The following is a 17,101-nucleotide window of genomic DNA, read 5'->3' on the forward strand; positions in this document are numbered from 1 at the left end:
CGCTCAGGCTGCACGGGCACGCGCCTGCAGGCGCAGGCGCTGGAAGTACACATCCTCGAGATCGGGGGCCACTGCAGTGAAGCCATCACCGGGGTCGCTGGCGCTGTGCACGTGGATCACCGGGCGGCCGCCGACCAGGCGCGAGGACAGCACCGTGTAGCGCGCCTCGTGGTCGGCCAGTTCGGAAGGCTCCACCTGCTTGCGCCAGACCTGCTGCTGCAACGCCTCGATCGCATCGGTGGGGCGACCGGTCAGCAGCACCTGGCCCTTGTTCATGATCGCCATGGTGGGGCACAGGTCGGTCACGTCCTCGACGATGTGGGTGGACAGGATCACCGCCACGTTCTCGCCGATGGCCGCCAGCAGGTTGAGGAAGCGGTTGCGCTCTTCCGGATCAAGGCCGGCGGTGGGTTCGTCGACGATCACCAGGCGCGGGTCGCCCAACAGCGCCTGGGCGATGCCGAAGCGCTGGCGCATGCCGCCGGAGTAGGTGCCCAGCTTGCGCTTGCGTGCATCCCACAGGTTCACCTGCTGCAGCAGGCCATCGACCACCTCGCGGCGCTGACCGCGCTGGGTCAAGCCCTTCAGTACGGCAAAGTGTTCCAGCAGGTCCAGTGCGCTGACCTTCGGGTACACGCCGAAATCCTGCGGCAGGTAGCCCAGCCGGCGGCGCACGGCATCCTTGTCGCGCAGCACGTCGATCGGCGACTCACCCGGAATGCTCAGGGTGGCACTGCCGCTGTCGGCCTCCTGCAGGGTGGCCAGCGTGCGCATCAGCGAGGATTTCCCCGCGCCGTTGGGCCCGAGCAGGCCAAACATGCCGCGGGGAATATCCAGTGTGACCCCGTTCAACGCGTGTACGCCGTTGGCGTACGTCTTGGACAGCGAATCGATCTTCAGCATGCGACGTACACCTTTCCGTGTGTTGATCTGCTGTTTATCGCGCTGAACGGGGGTGGCGTCATGCCCCTTTGGTCATGGTGCCGTTGGCGGGCGGCCCAGCTGCCAGCACAGCAGCGCACCGTCCTCGGCATCCATGCGCTGGCCGGCCACGCAGAAACCGTTCCGGCGCAGCACAGCCTGCGAGGGCAGGTTGGCCACGGCGGTTTCCGCCTTCAGCATGTGTACGCGCGGGTCGGTCCACGCCCATTGCACGAACGCGGCCAGTGCGGCGCCGGCAAGCCCGCGTCCCTGGTGGGCCGGGGCGACGCCATAGCCGAGGGTGAGTACGCCGGCGCGCGGCGCGCAGGTCAGGGACAGCAGGCCAACCGTGTGGCCGGCCTCGACGATCCGCCATGCGGCTGGAGCAAAGCGGGGCTCGATGGAGGCGGTGAGGTCGGCCAGCATGGCGATCACATCGGGCGGGGCGACCGCTTCGTCAGCGGGATCGGTGCAGGACAGCAGCGCGCGCACGTCGTGCGCGGACGCGGGAATGAGCATGGGAACCTCGACAGGGAACTGCCCGGAAGGGCATTGCCGGTACGAGGGCAGGAGCGTGGGCCTCAGCCCAGGTGCAACGCGCCGTCCGCCGCCGTCACCGGTGCGGTGTGGGAAATGCTGGCGGAGGACAAAGGCCTTCTCCCGGAAGGGTGGATTGGTGCGTCGTGGCGCCAATCTAGCGCATCGCACGCGCGTCGGCACTGGCGTGCGGGCCCAAGGCCGGAACCGGCGCCAACGCCGTGAAGGCATTCTGAATGCGGATCTGGACTTGCGCTGGATCACACAATGCGTCGACAGGGGCGCCGATAGGCTTTCCCCCTCAAACGTCGACGTCGATGCAGGCACGCATGCGGATCACAACCGGAATTGAAGGACTGGACAGCATCATTGGTGGCGGGCTGCCGCAGGCGCGGCTGTACCTGCTTGAGGGGCCGCCGGGCTCCGGCAAGACCACGCTGTCCCTGCAGTTCCTGCTGGAAGGCCTGCGGCGCGGCGAGCGCTGCCTCTACATCACCCTGTCCGAGACCGCCGAGGAGCTGCGCGAAGTCGCGTTGGCGCACGGCTGGTCGCTGGACGGTCTGCACCTGTTCGAGCTGGGTTCGGCCGAAGGGGCGATGGGCAATGGCCGCCTGCAGTCGGTGCTGCATTCGTGGGAAATGGAGCTGGACGAGACGGTCAACCTGATCATGTCCAAGGTGGACAGCATCGGGCCGACCCGGGTGGTGTTCGATTCGTTGTCGGAACTGCGCCTGCTGGCACAGGATTCGCTGCGCTATCGTCGGCAGATCCTCGCACTCAAGCAGTTCTTCGCGCCCAAGAGTGCGACGGTTTTCCTGGTGGACGACCTGACGTCCACCGGCGATGAGCGCGACGGCCAGCTGCACAGCCTGTGCCACGGCGTGGTCTCGCTGGAACGCCTGACCCTGGACTTCGGCCCTGCCCGGCGCCGGATGCAGGTGCAGAAGCTGCGGGGCGTCGATTTCGTTGCCGGCTACCACGACATGGTGATCCGTCGCGGTGGCGTGCAGATCTTCCCCCGCCTGATCGCCTCGGAACATCACGGACGGTTCGTCGGAACGCCCATCAGCAGCGGCGTGGCCGAGATCGACCGGCTGCTGGGCGGCGGTCCGCTGCGCGGTACCTCCACCCTGTTGACCGGCCCGGCCGGCAGCGGCAAGACCAACGTGGCGCTGCAGTATGTGTGGGCGGCCTGCGAGCGCGGCGAGCGCAGCTGCATCTTCGAGTTCGACGAGCGCGTGGGCACGCTGCTGGCGCGCGCTTCGGCGCTGGATATCGATCTGGACAAGCATCTGCGCTCCGGCCTGCTGGAGATCCTGCAGATCGACCCGGCCGAAGTGTCGCCCGGGGAGTTCTCCTGGAACCTGCGCAAGTCCGTGGAGGAGCGCAACTGCCGTGTGCTGGTGATCGACAGCCTCAACGGCTACGTGACCGCCATGCCGCAGGAAAAACAGCTGATGCTGCAGCTGCACGAGATGCTGTCCTACCTCAACCAGAAGGGTGTGGCGACCTTCATGATCAACCCGCAGCATGGGCTGGTCGGCACCATGTCCACCGGCAGCCTCAATGTGTCCTACATCGCTGATGCGGTGGTGCTGTTCCGATTCTTCGAAGCCCAGGGACGCATCCGCAAGGCGATCTCGGTGATCAAGAACCGCGGCGGTGCGCATGAAGACACCATCCGCGAACTGAAGATCGACGGGCGCGGCATCACGGTCAGTGCCGCATTGGCCGATTTCCAGGGCATCCTCACCGGCACGCCGGAGTTCGTCGGCGACAGCGCAGCGCTGCTGGGCCAGTCCGATGTCCGATAGCGATGAGGGCGGCACCGTTGTCCGTATCGTCGCCCCCTTCGGCCGTGATGCCGACAGCATCGCGGCGGTGCTGGCCGGCGCAGGGTTGAGGACAGGCATCGCGCCAAGCCTGGAAGTGCTGGCTGAGCAACTCGATGACTGCACCGGGCTGGTGGTGGTGACCCAGGAAGCGGTGGCACGCGGCAGCGAGGTACTGCTGCAGGCGCTGCAGCAGCAGCCGGCCTGGTCGGACATTCCGTTCATCCTGCTGCGCTCGGCGCGTTCCTACCGGCGTTCCACCCGTGAACCGTTGTTGCCCGGCTCGATCAACGTAGTGGAGATGGACCGGCCATTGGGCAGCATGTCGTTGCTCAGCGCTGTGCAGGGCGCGCTGCGCGCGCGCGGCAAGCAGTTCGTGGTGCGCGACCAGGTCACCGCCTTGGCCGATGGCCGTGCGGCGCTGGCGCGCAGCGAGTCCGAGCTGCGATTGATCGCCGATGCAATGCCGGTGCTGATCGCATTCGTGGACCGCTCGCTGTGCTTCCGCTTCGCCAACAAGGCCTATGAAAACTGGTTCGAACTGGCTACCGGCGAAGTGATCGGCACGCATGTGCGCGAGGTCATCGGCGAGACCGTATGGCAGCAGCGTCGCCCGGCGATGGAAGCCGCGTTGGCCGGTCGCGAGGCCATGTTCGAGATCGTCTGGCCACATCGCGTGTATGGGCGCCGGGACTGCGAAGTGCGTTACTCGCCGCGCCGCAATGGCGAGGGGCGCATCGACGGCTTCCACGTATTCGTCACCGATATCACCGCGGCCAAGCTGGCCCTTGCCAGCAGCCAACAGCACGCGCACGCGCTGGAGGCGATGGTGGCCGAGCGCACCCGTGAACTGGAAGCGCAGATGGCGGCGCGCGAGGCCAGCGACGCTGCATTGCGGCAGTCACAGAAGATGGAGGCGATCGGCCAGTTGACCGGCGGCATCGCCCACGATTTCAACAACATGCTGACCGGCATCCTGTCCGCGTTGGACATCGTCCGGCTGCGCCTGGACATGGGCCGGGTCGACGACCTCGAACGTTTTCTCGACACCGCCACCGCCTCGGCCCAGCGTGCCGCGGCACTGACCCAGCGCCTGCTGGCGTTCTCCCGGCGGCAGTCGCTGGATGCGCGTCCGGTGGAGCTCAACACGCTGTTGGTTTCGGTGCAGCACCTGCTGCACAGCACCCTGGGCGAGGCGGTGCGCATCCACGCCGAACCCTCGCCGCTGCCCCTGCACGCCACGCTGGATGCCAACCAGTTCGAGAGCGCGCTGCTGAACCTGGCTATCAACGCGCGTGATGCGATGCCGGACGGCGGCGATCTGACTCTGCGTGCCTCGTCGGTAAGCGTAAGGGAAGGCCAGTACACGGCCGTGCCTGCCGGTGACTACGCACTGGTGGAGGTGGCCGACACCGGTGCCGGCATGGCGCCGGAAGTGGTCGAGCGCGCCTTCGAGCCCTTCTTCACCACCAAGCCCATCGGCAAGGGAACGGGGCTGGGCATGTCGATGGTGTACGGCTTCATGCAGCAGTCCGGTGGACACATCGCGATCCAGTCCAATGTCGGCGAAGGGACGACGGTGCTGCTGTTCATTCCGTTGTCGGAGGCCGTTGTGGAAGACGCGCCTGCACCTTCGCAGCCGATCCGGCGCGGCGCCGGCCAGTCCATCCTGGTGGTGGAGGATGACGAGCAGGTACGGATGCTGGTGACGGTGGTGCTGGAAGACCTGGGCTACCACGCCCAGGTGGTGGGTGATGCCGATGCGGCGATTCCCATCCTCACTTCGGCGCAGAGCATCGATCTGCTGGTCACCGATGTCGGGCTGCCGGGGCTCAACGGGCGACAGCTGGCGGAGATCGCGCGGCAAACGCGGCCGGCGCTGCCGATCCTGTTCATGACCGGCTATGCGGAAAAGGCACAGGAGCGCGCGGCCTTCCTCGACGAAGGCATGGCGATGATCGCCAAGCCCTTCCTGCTGGATGAATTCAGCATGGCGGTACGCACGGCCATGCCGGGCGGCGCGTAGCGATGCAGGTCCTGTAGAGCCGGGCCATGCCCGGCTGTCGTCGGCCTTGCGTCCCACGCATGCATGCCGGGCATGGCTTGGCGCCACCGAAGGGCTACGTGCGCAGCGACGACTCGCGCACCACCAGCTTCACCGGAATGCTCTGGCCTTCCACCGGCTGCCGGCCGATCAGCGCCAGCAGCTTCTCCACCAGCAGCTGGCCGGCCTGCTTGGTGTCCTGCTGCACGGTGGTCAGCGGCGGCGACACCGAGGCTGCCAGCGGGATGTCATCGAAGCCGGTCACCGCCACGTCCTGCGGCACCCGCAGGCCCTGTTCGCGCAGCGCGCGCACCGCGCCGATGGCGATCAGGTCGCTGGCCGCGCAGACCGCATCGATGGAACGGTCCTGGGCCAGCAGTGACAGGCACGCCTCATGCCCGGACGCCTCGGTGGTGATCGCATCGTGCTGCAGCGCCGGGTCGGCGGTCAGGCCATTCGCACGCAGCGCCTCGACGTGGCCGCGATAGCGCTCCTGGAATTCCGGGTAATGGCTGGAGGCATGGCCGAGGAAGGCGATGCGGCGGCAGCCCTGTTCCAGCAGGTGGGCAGTGATGTCATGCCCGCCCTGGAAGTTGTCGCTGCCGATCGACACCCCCGGCTGGCCGGGCAGGGCCGCGCCCCAGCGCACGAAATGGGTGCCTTGTTCCACCAGCCGCTGCAGGCGGTCGCGCGACTGGTGGTAGTCGCCATAGCCCAGCAGGATGATGCCATCGGCCTTGTTGCTGTCTTCGTAATCGGCCTGCCAGTCGGTGGACAGCTGCTGGAAGGACACCAGCAGGTCCTGCCCATGCAGCGCGCAGGCGCGGGTGATCGACCCCAGCATCGAGTGGAAGAACGGGTTGATCAGCGAGTCGTCGTTGGTCGGGTCCTCGAAGAACAGCAGGGCCAGCGTGCCGGCATTGCGCAGGCGCAGGCTGGAGGCGTTCTTGTCGACCTTGTAGTTCAGCTCGCGGGCGATGCGCAGGATGCGCTCGCGGGTCTCGGCGTTGACCATCGGGCTGCCGCGCAGGGCCCGCGACACCGTGGGCTGGGAGACCCCGGCCAGGTGGGCGATGTCCAGGGAGGTGGCTTTGCCTTTGATGGTCATGGGGGCCGGCAGGGAAATGATCGGGGAATGATGCCATGGGGCGCCGATGGGCTGGCGCCGCGCGCCGGGGCAGGGCGCGCGCAGTGCCCTGCCCAGGGGGCTGCAGGCCGGATTCCGGCCATGGCCGGGGGCTTTCCCGACCCAGGTGTCGGCCGAGGGGATGGTAAGATGACCCGTTCTCGTATTCCCCCAAATTTCCCGGGGGCGACCCCAGCGCTCTGCACCCCCGCCCGGGGACGTGCTATCACTGGCGGCCTGCCCCTGGACAACGGACGAAGGTACCTATGGCGCGCGGCATCAACAAAGTCATCCTGGTCGGCAACCTCGGCAACGACCCGGACGTGAAGTACACCCAGAGCGGCATGGCGATCACCCGCATCAGCCTGGCTACCACCAGCGTCCGCAAGGACAAGGATGGCAACCAGCAGGAACGTACCGAATGGCACCGCGTGGTGTTCTTCGGCAAGCTCGGCGAGATCGCCGGCGAGTACCTGCGCAAGGGCAGCTCGGTGTACGTCGAAGGCAGCCTGCGTTACGACAAGTACACCGGCCAGGACGGCGTGGAGAAGTACTCCACCGACATCGTCGCCGATGAAATGCAGATGCTGGGCGGCCGCGGTGAAGGCGGCGGTGGCGGCGGCGGTGGCAACTTCGCTGGCGGAGAGCGTCCGCAGCGCCAGCAGGCCCCGCGCCAGGAATACGGCGGCGGTGGTGGTGGCAACCAGCGTGGCGGCCAGGGCGGTGGTTACAACCAGGGCGGCAACCAGGGCGGTGGCTACGGCCAGCAGCGTCCGCAGCAGCAGCAGCCGCAGCAGTCGGCGCCGCCGATGGATGACTTCGCTGACGACGATATTCCGTTCTGATTCCCGCCAGGCTCCGGCCTGCAGAACCCCGGCAAGGCCCAGCGCCTGCCGGGGTTTTTTGTTGTAGCGTGGGTGCACATGACGCGCTTCCGCCTAGCCACCGTCGCCCTGCTGCTGATTCTCGGCGGCTGCAGCGACGGCGGTAACCGCGATTCCCGGGGCCAATCAGCTACGACCGCGCCACCTGGCCTGCCTGCGATGGCGTCGCGTACACCGCACTTCCTCATCCACAGCGCCGCAAACCCGCAACAGACCGCTGCGGTCGGCATGGCCGTGGAAGCGCTGCATCGGTCGTATGCGATGACCGTAGGGCAGCGAGGCACCGCCGGGCCTTTCCAGTTGGTGCTGTACCGCGACCAGGTCGACTTCAAGGCACACAACCGCAGCAGCCCATGGGCCGAGGCGTACTACCGCCGACCTTACGCCTTTGCCTACCCCGGCGAGGGCGACGCGCCCCATCAGTGGATGCTGCATGAAGTGACCCATCAGCTGCTGGCCGAGGCCAGTGGCCTGTCCCCGCGACGCTGGATGAACGAAGGCATGGCCTGTTACTTCGGCGCCAGCAGGCTTTCAGGCGGAACGCTGCAGGTGGGCACGCCGGATCCGGCCGGCTACCCGGTCTGGTGGCTGAGCGAACTACGCTTCGATAGCGCCGGGCGCCCCAGCCTCGAAAATGCGCCGCTGCCCACCCTGCAGCAACTGGTGGAAGACAGCGGGCCGCCCGTCGCAGCGCACGTGAACGGCTACTACCTGGCATGGTGGAGCCTGGTTCACTTCCTGATGGAAGGCGACGACCAGGCCCATCGTCGGCAAGCTCTGCTGCTTCTGCACCGACGCGGAGATCCAGCGGCCTTCCAGCAGCTGATCGGCAGCTACGCGGAATTCGAACCGCGCTGGCATCAACACCTGCGCGCCTTGGCCCGGTCCCAGGGCAAGCGGGAACTGCACTGAGCTTCACGCGCGTTCGCTTCCCCGCAGCGCTGCACACCTTGGCCGCTCAGCTGCGATGCCGGAATCGGGCTTGCCGTGGTGCCTCGCAGCATTGATTTTCGTGCACCGCGACTTGCAAACAGACAATTTCCTCCCCTATGGTGCAATCGATTGCATTGCCGTAAATCGTTGCGTTTGATACCGGTTGGGAGGCCGGCAGGTGGATGTCCATCCATTCGATCAGACCGGCCCCGGGCCTCACGCGGCGCGATGCGCTGCGCATGGCGGCCGCTGCGAGCCTTGGCTTGGGGGCGGCGGGCGTTCTGCCTGCGTTTGCCGCCACGGCGCCGCTCAAGGGCAACCTGAAGCATTCCGTGGCCCGCTGGACCTTCCCGCAGCTGTCGGTCGCCCAGCTCTGCCAGACGGTGAAGGGCATCGGTTTTGCCGCCATTGACCTGGTGGGCCCGGAGGATTGGCCCACGCTGAAGGTCCACGGCGTATACAGCTCGATGTGCAACGGCGCGGAGCTGGGCCTTACCAAGGGCTTTGCCGGCCGTGAGTTCCACGATCAGCTGGTGGAGCGCTACACGCGGCATATCGACCTGGTGGCCGATGCCGGTTACCGCAACCTCATCTGCTTTTCCGGCAACCGCAACGGGATGGACCCGCAGGAGGGCATGGCCAATGCCGAGGCCGGCCTCAAGCGCATCCTCGGGCATGCCGAGAAACGTGGCGTGGTGCTGGTGATGGAGCTGCTGAACTCCAGGGTCGATCATCGCGACTACCTGTGCGACCACTCCGCCTGGGGCGTGGAGCTGTGCCAGCGGCTCGGCTCGGACAACTTCGGCCTGCTGTACGACATCTATCACATGCAGATCATGGAGGGCGACATCATCGCCACCATCGGCAGGCACCACGCCTGTTTCAAGCATTACCACACCGCGGGCGTGCCGGGCAGGCACGAGATCGGGGACCAGCAGGAACTCAATTACCCCGCCATCTGTCGCGCGATCCGCGACACCGGTTTCGATGGGTATCTGGCGCAGGAATTCATGCCTGTGGCACCGGATCCCGTCGGTTCGCTGCGCGAGGCCATCCGCCTCTGCGACGTCTGAAACGATATCCACCAGGTGAGAGATCCATGGCAGACAATCATTACGACGCCATTGTTGTTGGCTCGGGAATCAGTGGCGGTTGGGCGGCGAAGGAACTGACCGAGAAGGGCCTGAAGGTCCTGATGCTGGAACGCGGACGCAACATCGAGCACGTCAAGGACTACGTCAACGCGATGAAGGAGCCGTGGGATTTCCCGCATCGCAACCGGCCTACACAGGCGATGAAGGCGGCCTTCCCGGTGCTGATGCGCGACTACGCGCTGGCCGAGAACCTGCAGGGCATGTGGGCCGACGAACAGGAATCGCCGTACATCGAGACCAAACGATTCGACTGGTTCCGCGGCTACCACGTGGGTGGCCGTTCGCTGATGTGGGGCCGTCAGAGCTATCGCTTCTCCGATCTGGATTTTGAGGCGAACCTGAAGGACGGCATCGCCACCGACTGGCCGATCCGCTACGCCGACATCGCATCCTGGTACGACCATGTGGAGAAATTCGCCGGCATCGCCGGTACGCGCGAAGGGCTGGACGTGCTGCCGGACGGCGAGTTCCTGCCGCCGATCCCGTTGAACATCGTCGAAAAGGACGTGGCCGCGCGGATCAGGAAGGCCTTCGGAGGAACCCGGCACATGATCCACTCGCGCACGGCGAACATCACCAAGCCGATGCCCGAGCAGGGCCGCGTCAACTGCCAGTACCGCAACAAGTGCATCCTCGGCTGTCCCTTCGGTGCCTATTTCTCCACCCAGGCGGCGACACTGCCGGCGGCGATGAAGACCGGCAACCTGACCTTGCGGCCGTTCTCCATCGTCAAGGAAGTGCTCTACGACAAGGACCGCAAGCGGGCGCGGGGCGTGGAGATCATCGACGCAGAGACCGGCCAGACCTACCAGTACACGGCCAAGGTCATCTTCCTCAACGCCTCCTCCTTCAACTCGACCTGGCTGCTGATGAACTCGGCCACCGATGTGTGGGAGGGTGGGCTGGGCTCTTCGTCCGGTGAGCTGGGACACAACGTGATGGACCATCATTTCGGCGCGGGTGCCTCCGGCCGGGTCGAAGGCTTCGAGGACAAGTACTACTTCGGCCGTCGTCCCTGCGGCTTCTACATTCCCCGCTTCCGCAACGTGGCCGCTGACAAGCGCGGCTACCTGCGCGGCTTCGGCTACCAGGGCGGTGCCAGCCGCACGGGGTGGTCGCGCGAGATTGCCGAGCTGAACATCGGCGCCGACCTGAAGGAGGCGCTGACCGTGCCCGGTGACTGGCGCATCGGCATGACCGGCTTCGGCGAAATGCTGCCGCACCACGACAACACGATCCGCCTGGACCGGGACCGCAAGGACAAGTGGGGTCTGCCGGTGCTGGCGATGGATGTATCCATGCGCGCCAACGAACTGGCCATGCGCAAGGACATGGCCGCCGATGCCGCCGAGATGCTCGAGGCCGCCGGCGTCAAGGAAGTGGAGATGCACGACAACGACTACGCCCCGGGCAAGGGCATCCATGAGATGGGGACCGCGCGCATGGGCCGTGACCGCAGGACGTCCGTGCTGAACCAGCACAACCAGGTCTGGGATGCGCCCAACGTCTATGTGACCGACGGTGCCTGCATGACCTCCAGCGCGTGCGTGAATCCTTCGCTGACCTACATGGCGCTGACCGCGCGGGCTGCCGACCACGCCGTGCGCGAACTGAAAGCGGGGAACCTCTGATGGACCGCCGCGAACTGCTGAAGATGATCGTCGCCGCCACCGGCGCGGCGATGATCGGCCTGCCCGCGCTCGGTCAGGCACAGGCTCCCGCCGCAGGGGCGAAGACGCGCTTCTCGGACGCGGATGTCGGCACGCTGGACGAGATCGCCGAGACCATCCTGCCGCGGACGAAAACGCCGGGGGCGAAAGACGCAGGCGCCGGTGCGTTCATGGCGACGTTCGTCAGCGACTGCTACACCGCCCGGCAGCAGGCGACATTCCGCGCTGGCCTCGCCGATATCGACAAACGCGCCGGCGGCCGCTTCGTTTCACTTGCGCCGCAGGCCCGCACTGAACTGCTGCGCGCGCTGGATGCAGAGGCCAGGAAGCACGCGGTCGAGGTGACCGAAACCGGCACCGCCGAAGCAGGAGAGCCGATGCCGCATTACTTCACGATGTTCAAGCAGCTCACCATCTTCGGTTTCTTTACCTCCAAGGTTGGCGCGACCGAAGTGCTGCGTTACGTCGCCGTGCCGGGCCGCTACGACGGCGAGCTGGCCTATGTTCCCGGCACGCCCGCATGGGGGACCAGCTGATGGATCACGCCATGAAGATCGCGCCGCTATTGATCGCCGCCGGCGTGCTCGCCGCTGCACCGGCGTTCGCGCAGGCCAACACCGATCCTGCGCGCGACCCGGCGAAGACCGAGGTGTGGACGCCCGTGCCTGCAACCGTGGCCACGCCGCCGGGCAAGGCGCCGTCCGACGCCATCGTGCTGTTCGATGGCAAGGATGCCTCCGCCTGGGAGTCGGAGCAGGGCGGGCGTGTGCCCTGGACCGTCGCCGACGGCGCCATGACCATCGTGCCGGGCAGCAAGGGCATCCGCACCAAGCAGCGCTTCTGCGACATCCAGCTGCATGTCGAGTGGCGCACACCTGTCGAGACCAAGGGTTTCGACGGCCAGAACCGGGGCAACAGCGGCATCTTCCTGCAGGAACTCTATGAGCTGCAGGTGCTGGACAGCTACAACAACCCGACCTATGCCAACGGTCAGGCCGGCTCCATCTACAAGCAGGCCATGCCGCTGGTGAACGCCTCGCGTGCACCGGGGCAGTGGCAGGCCTACGACATCCTCTGGAAGGCGCCGCGCTTCTCAGTGGGCGGTGGGCTTGTGTCGCCTGCGCGCATCACCGTCCTGCACAACGGCGTGCTGGTGCAGGACGACACCGTGCTGGCGGGCAGGACCGAGTACATCGGCCCGCCCTCGTATTCACCGCATGCGTGCGCGCCGATCCATCTGCAGGAGCACGACGCCAAAGTCAGCTACCGCAACATCTGGGTGCGCGAGCTGTAACGCTGGCGGCCTATTTCGCCAGATAACTGGTGATGTCGTCGATCTCCTGTTGCGACAGCTGGGAGAACGGCGGCATCAGTCCGCCGCCCTTCCTGATCTTGTCCTTGATCTGCGCGGCATCCAGGCGCTTGCCGATGTCGGTGAGCGCGGGGAATGCGCCCGGCATGCCGGCGCGATCGGCACCATGGCAGGCCGTGCAGTTCGCTGTGTAGAGCTTTGCGCCGGCTGCAGGGTCGTCCTTGGACCATGCCGTGGTTGCCAGCATCGCCGCACAGAGAATCACAGCCACTTTCAGCATCGTTTTCAATCAGGACTCCTTCGCGTACTAGCGCTGCGCGCTGGCTGGCAGGCGGGGGGACAGGTGTTCACGCAGGTAGTCCGCGCCGGTCTGGATGACCTTGGCCGGATCACGTGGCTGGTCGTGCTCGAGGATGTACCAGTGCACGCCGGCCGCTGCGGCGGCTGGCAGGATCGCGCGCCAGTCCAGCACACCCTGGCCGACGGCAGCGAAGCCGCCCTCGTCTTCGGCCTGGCCCTCGGCTGCATTGTCCTTGGCGTGCACCGCGAACAGGCGGCCGCGGAACTTGCCGAGCATCACCGCCGGGTCCAGGCCCGCACGCGCGACCCAGGCCAGGTCCAGCTCGGTCTGCAGGTCCGGTCCGGCCGCTGCGAACAGCAGTTCCAGGCCGGTCCGGCCATTGAAGTCGACCAGTTCGAAGTCATGGTTGTGGTAGGCCAGGCGCATGCCCTTGGCCCGTACCTGCTTGGCGATCGCGCCCAGTTCCTTGCCCAGCGCGGTCCAGCCTGCGGCATCGGTCGGCCGATCCTTCGCGTCCAGGTAAGGCACCACCAGGGTGGTGTTGCCGATCGACCGGTTGAAGGCCACCACGCCGTCCAGGTCCTTGCGCAGCTCGGCCAGTTGCACGTGGGAGGAAATCGCCCTGATCGAATACCGGTCCAGCAACTGCTTGAGTTCGGCCGCGCTGACGCCCTGCGTGCCCACCGTTTCCACCGCATCCACGCCGGCGTCGTGGACGATCTTCAACTGCTGGTCGAGCGGGCCGGCGTTGCGCAGTGAGTACATCTGCACGGCGATGGGCTTGTGCGGGCTGACGGCTTCGTGTGCCAGGACGGGCAGGGCAGCGAACAGCAGCAGGGCGAGGGTGGCAGTTCTGCGGGCAGGCGTGTTCATCATGAGATGCTCCCGGGGTTCAACCGATGGCGGTCCAGGCACGGGTCCTGGCCGAGGTGATGACGCGGTCGACGATCAGCGCCGAGCGCACGCCGTCTTCGAAGGTGGGCAGGCCATCCGGTCGCTCGCCTTCGATGGCGCGGTAGGTGTCGGCGACGAATGCCTCGAAGCAGTGGCCGTAGCCCTGCGCGTGCCCGGCCGGCAACAGCGACAGCCGGCGCTGTTCGGCACTGCCGGCGCCCGGCCCGCGCACGAATACTTCCTCGCGCTGGTCGGGCTTGCCGATCCACAGGCGCTCGGCATCTTCCTGGTTGAACGCCACGCTGGCCCTGGCACCATCAATCTCGAACCAGAGGCGGTTGTGGCGTCCGGCCGATACCTGGCTGACCGTCAACGATGCCAGCGTCCCGGCGCCGGTACGGAACATCGCCGCGGCCACGTCCTCGCTGGTGACCGCCTGCATCGCGCCACCGGCCGCTGCTGTGGTGAAGCTCTGCCCGGTGTCGGTGCTGCGTTCGGCGATCACCGTGTCGAACGCCGCGCTGACCTCGGTGAAGCGCTCGCCGCTGACCCATTCCACCAGGTCACACCAGTGCGAGCCGATGTCGGCGAACACGCGCGAGGCGCCGCCCAGCGCCGGGTCCACGCGCCAGTTGTTGCTGGCCGGGTCCAGCAGCCAGTCCTGCAGGTAGCTGCCGTGGATGAGGTGCAACGGCCCCAGTTCGCCATGGGCGATGCGTGCGCGCGCCTCGCGGACCACCGGGTGGTAGCGGTAGACGAAGGGCACCGTGGCGACCAGCGCGTTGGCGGTAGCCAACGCCGCCAGCGCCCGGGCGTCTTCCAGCGTAGTGGCCAGCGGCTTCTCGCAGACCACGTGCTTGCCGGCTTCCAGTGCGGCCTGTGCCATGGGGCGGTGCAGGTGGTTGGGCGTGCATACGTGCACGACCTGCACCTGTGGATCGGCGACCACCTCCTCGATGTCCCGATAGGCACGCGGGACACCCCACGCCTGCGCCACGTCGCGTGCGCGCTGCGGAGAAGAGGCGGCCACGCCACGGATGTCGGCACCCGCCAGCAGCGCCGCGCGACGGTGCACGGCACCGATCATTCCTGTGCCGACGATGGCGATTCCAGGCTTTGGCATCAGTTAGGGTCCTCAGGGCGTGGAAGGTGCGGCCGCAACCACTGGCCGGTCGCGGAAAAGCAGCAGGAAGGCGATCAGCACGAGCAGCGCGACCCCTGCCGGGAACAGCCAGATCTGCTGCCAGTCCGGACCGGCTGCAGTGGTGAAGTGCTCCACCACCGCGCCGGACAGGAACGTGCCGATCAGCATGCCCACGCCATACGTGGCCAGGGTGATGAATCCCTGCGCGCTGCTGCGCGCGGCCGGCCCGGCATGCGCATCGGTGTAGATCTGGCCGGTGACGAAGAAGAAGTCGTAGCAGATGCCGTGCAGCACGATGCCGATCACCAGCAGCGAGAAGCCGCCGCCCGCATCGCCAAAGGCGAACATGACGTAACGCACGACCCATGCGGCCATGCCCACCGCCAGCATCGTCTTCACCCCCAGCCGCACGAACAGGAACGGCATGGCCAGCATCAGCAGGACTTCGGAGACCTGTCCCAGCGACTGCAGGCCCGCCGCGCCGCGCACGCCCAGATCGTTGAGATACGGGTTGGTGAAGTTGTAGTAGAACGCCAGCGGGATGCAGATCGCGATGGACGCAAGGAAGAACACCAGGTACGAGCGTGACTTCAGCAGGCGCAGCGAATCCAGCCCCAGGATCTGTCCCAGGCCGGCGTCGCGCTGCTGTGCCAGCGGCGGGGTGTGCGGCAGGGTGAACGCATACAGGCCCAGCGCCAGCGACGCCATCGCCGCCATCCGGAAGGTCAGCTCGAGCCGGTGCGCCTGTTCCCAGCCCAGCCAGCCGATCAGCACGCCTGCCACGATCCAGCCGACGCTGCCGGCCACCCGCACCAGCGGGAACTGTTTCTCGGGCGACTGCATGTGCCGCATCGCCACGCTGTTGGCCAGTGCCAGCGTCGGCATGAACAGCAGCATGTAGCCCATGACGCAGGCGGAGAACATGCTGAAGCTGGTTGCGGTGGACGCCAGCCACATCAGTACTGCGCCAGCCAGGTGCAGGACCGCAAGGATGCGCTGCGCCGCGAAGTAGCGGTCAGCGATCAAGCCAACCAGGAAAGGCGCGACGATGGCACCGATGGACTGGCTGAGGAAGGCCGTCGCCACCTGGCTTGCGCTGGCCTGCAGCGGGCCCTGCACCAGATAGGTTCCCAGGGTGACGAACCATGCCCCCCAGATGAAGAACTGCAGAAACATCATCGCGCCCAAGCGCGACATGGTGTGCGTCATGGCTTGCCCTCCCAGGCAGTGATGTCTCAGATCCCGAGCATGCGGCGCAGTGATCCGGGATCGGTGCCGCTGTCGGCAAAGTCGTCGAAGGCGCGTTCGGTCACGCGGATGATGTGGTCGCGGATGAAGGTGGCTCCTTCCCGTGCACCGTCTTCCGGGTGCTTCAGGCAGCACTCCCATTCCAGCACTGCCCAGCCGGGGAAGTCGTACTGGGCGAATTTCGAGAAGATCGCCTTGAAGTCGATCTGCCCATCGCCGAGTGATCGGAATCGGCCCGGACGATCGATCCAGTCCTGGTAGCCGCCATACACGCCACTACTGGCACTGGAGTGATATTCCGCGTCCTTGACGTGGAAGATGCTGATGCGATCGTGGTAACGGTCGATGAAGCCGAGGTAGTCCATCTGCTGCAGCAGCAGGTGGCTGGGGTCGTACAGGATTTTCGCGCGGGGATGGTGGTCCACCACGTCGAGGAAGCGCTCGAAGGTCGCGCCGTCATGCAGGTCCTCGCCGGGATGGATCTCGAAGCACAGGTCCACGCCGCAGGCGTCAAAGGCATCCAGGATCGGGCGCCAGCGTCGGCCGAGTTCGGCGAAGGCTTCGTCCACCAGCCCGGGTGGCCGCTGCGGCCAGGGATAGAAGTAAGGCCAGGCCAGTGCGCCGGAGAATGTGGCATGCGCGGTCAGCCCCAGGCGTTGGCTGGCCTTGGCGGCCAGCAGCAGCTGCTGCACCGCCCAGGCCTGGCGGGCGGCCGGATCGCCACGCTTGTCCGGCGGCGCGAATCCGTCGAACAGGCTGTCATAGGCCGGATGGACGGCAACCAGCTGCCCCTGCAGGTGGGTGGACAGCTCGGTGATCTGCAGGCCATGTCCGCCCAGCATGCCGCTGACATCGTCGCAGTACGCCTGGCTGCGCGCCGCCTCGGCCAGATCGAACAGGTGGGGCGCGCTGGTCGGCACTTGTACGCCAGAATAGCCCAGCCCCGCGGCCCATCCGGCCAGCGTGTCCAGCCGATCAAAGGGTGGTGTGTCGCCGATGAACTGCGCCAGGAACAGCGCTGGACCCTTGAGCGTCTTCACGTTGATTCGCCCTCGATGCAATCGATTGCATTATCCTAGCAGGGGCATTCGAAAGACCCGT

16 protein-coding genes are annotated in these 17,101 nt (G+C 66.6%); 8 read left to right on the top strand and 8 right to left on the bottom strand.

Annotated elements, in window-relative coordinates; translation table 11 throughout:
* Nucleotides 1–3 precede the first annotated feature (3 nt).
* Complete coding sequence (locus AC1DCU_RS10470; RefSeq protein WP_059063355.1) at nucleotides 4–903, bottom strand: ABC transporter ATP-binding protein; 900 nt, start codon at nucleotides 901–903, stop codon at nucleotides 4–6.
* A gap of 72 nt (nucleotides 904–975) precedes the next feature.
* Nucleotides 976–1,440 carry a GNAT family N-acetyltransferase gene (locus AC1DCU_RS10475; RefSeq protein ID WP_442251614.1) on the bottom strand — a complete coding sequence of 155 codons (465 nt, stop codon included), beginning with the start codon at nucleotides 1,438–1,440 and terminating at the stop codon, nucleotides 976–978.
* 335 nt (nucleotides 1,441–1,775) lie between these two features.
* On the opposite strand from AC1DCU_RS10475, the gene AC1DCU_RS10480 reads away from it, so the two are divergent.
* On the top strand, nucleotides 1,776–3,272 hold the full coding sequence (locus tag AC1DCU_RS10480) for an ATPase domain-containing protein (RefSeq protein ID WP_032975881.1): 1,497 nt from the start codon (nucleotides 1,776–1,778) through the stop codon (nucleotides 3,270–3,272).
* Nucleotides 3,262–5,316, top strand: a complete 2,055-nt coding sequence (locus tag AC1DCU_RS10485; RefSeq protein ID WP_080149458.1) for a PAS domain-containing sensor histidine kinase — start codon at nucleotides 3,262–3,264, stop codon at nucleotides 5,314–5,316. Before AC1DCU_RS10480 ends, AC1DCU_RS10485 begins: the two co-directional genes overlap by 11 nt.
* 94 nt (nucleotides 5,317–5,410) lie before the next feature.
* Here the strand turns inward: AC1DCU_RS10485 and AC1DCU_RS10490 are convergent, their stop codons facing one another.
* Nucleotides 5,411–6,442, bottom strand: a complete 1,032-nt coding sequence (locus AC1DCU_RS10490; RefSeq protein WP_442251615.1) for a LacI family DNA-binding transcriptional regulator — start codon at nucleotides 6,440–6,442, stop codon at nucleotides 5,411–5,413.
* Nucleotides 6,443–6,726: 284 nt separating this feature from the next.
* On the opposite strand from AC1DCU_RS10490, the gene AC1DCU_RS10495 reads away from it, so the two are divergent.
* From AC1DCU_RS10495 to AC1DCU_RS10520, 6 genes are all read left to right on the top strand, one after another.
* Nucleotides 6,727–7,305, top strand: coding sequence for a single-stranded DNA-binding protein (locus tag AC1DCU_RS10495; RefSeq protein ID WP_442251616.1), 579 nt, complete (start codon nucleotides 6,727–6,729; stop codon nucleotides 7,303–7,305).
* Nucleotides 7,306–7,383: 78 nt separating this feature from the next.
* Entirely contained in the window at nucleotides 7,384–8,256 is an 873-nt protein-coding gene (locus AC1DCU_RS10500) for a hypothetical protein (protein WP_313444249.1), read from the top strand.
* 203 nt (nucleotides 8,257–8,459) lie between these two features.
* A complete protein-coding gene (locus AC1DCU_RS10505; protein WP_313444247.1) occupies nucleotides 8,460–9,350 on the top strand; it encodes a hydroxypyruvate isomerase family protein in 891 nt (296 codons plus the stop codon).
* A 26-nt stretch (nucleotides 9,351–9,376) separates the two neighbouring features.
* Nucleotides 9,377–11,062, top strand: a complete 1,686-nt coding sequence (locus AC1DCU_RS10510; protein ID WP_442251617.1) for a GMC oxidoreductase — start codon at nucleotides 9,377–9,379, stop codon at nucleotides 11,060–11,062.
* A complete protein-coding gene (locus AC1DCU_RS10515; RefSeq protein WP_032975889.1) occupies nucleotides 11,062–11,637 on the top strand; it encodes a gluconate 2-dehydrogenase subunit 3 family protein in 576 nt (191 codons plus the stop codon). Before AC1DCU_RS10510 ends, AC1DCU_RS10515 begins: the two co-directional genes overlap by 1 nt.
* Nucleotides 11,622–12,395 (top strand): 3-keto-disaccharide hydrolase, encoded by a 774-nt coding sequence (locus tag AC1DCU_RS10520; RefSeq protein ID WP_282280691.1) that lies wholly within the window; start codon nucleotides 11,622–11,624, stop codon nucleotides 12,393–12,395. The genes AC1DCU_RS10515 and AC1DCU_RS10520 overlap by 16 nt, the downstream gene beginning before the upstream one ends.
* Before the next feature lie 10 nt (nucleotides 12,396–12,405).
* Here the strand turns inward: AC1DCU_RS10520 and AC1DCU_RS10525 are convergent, their stop codons facing one another.
* From AC1DCU_RS10525 to AC1DCU_RS10545, 5 genes are read right to left on the bottom strand one after another with little or no spacing between them, the layout of a single operon-like run.
* Nucleotides 12,406–12,693, bottom strand: a complete 288-nt coding sequence (locus AC1DCU_RS10525; RefSeq protein ID WP_032951568.1) for a c-type cytochrome — start codon at nucleotides 12,691–12,693, stop codon at nucleotides 12,406–12,408.
* A gap of 27 nt (nucleotides 12,694–12,720) precedes the next feature.
* Nucleotides 12,721–13,587, bottom strand: coding sequence for a sugar phosphate isomerase/epimerase family protein (locus AC1DCU_RS10530; RefSeq protein WP_282280692.1), 867 nt, complete (start codon nucleotides 13,585–13,587; stop codon nucleotides 12,721–12,723).
* Between the two features lie 19 nt (nucleotides 13,588–13,606).
* Nucleotides 13,607–14,731, bottom strand: a complete 1,125-nt coding sequence (locus AC1DCU_RS10535; RefSeq protein ID WP_032975890.1) for a Gfo/Idh/MocA family protein — start codon at nucleotides 14,729–14,731, stop codon at nucleotides 13,607–13,609.
* A gap of 12 nt (nucleotides 14,732–14,743) precedes the next feature.
* Complete coding sequence (locus AC1DCU_RS10540; RefSeq protein WP_025873936.1) at nucleotides 14,744–15,961, bottom strand: nucleoside permease; 1,218 nt, start codon at nucleotides 15,959–15,961, stop codon at nucleotides 14,744–14,746.
* Nucleotides 15,962–15,987: 26 nt separating this feature from the next.
* A complete protein-coding gene (locus tag AC1DCU_RS10545) occupies nucleotides 15,988–17,040 on the bottom strand; it encodes a sugar phosphate isomerase/epimerase family protein (RefSeq protein ID WP_140227580.1) in 1,053 nt (350 codons plus the stop codon).
* Nucleotides 17,041–17,101 lie beyond the last annotated feature (61 nt).

The organism is Stenotrophomonas sp. 10L48 (assembly GCF_056395105.1).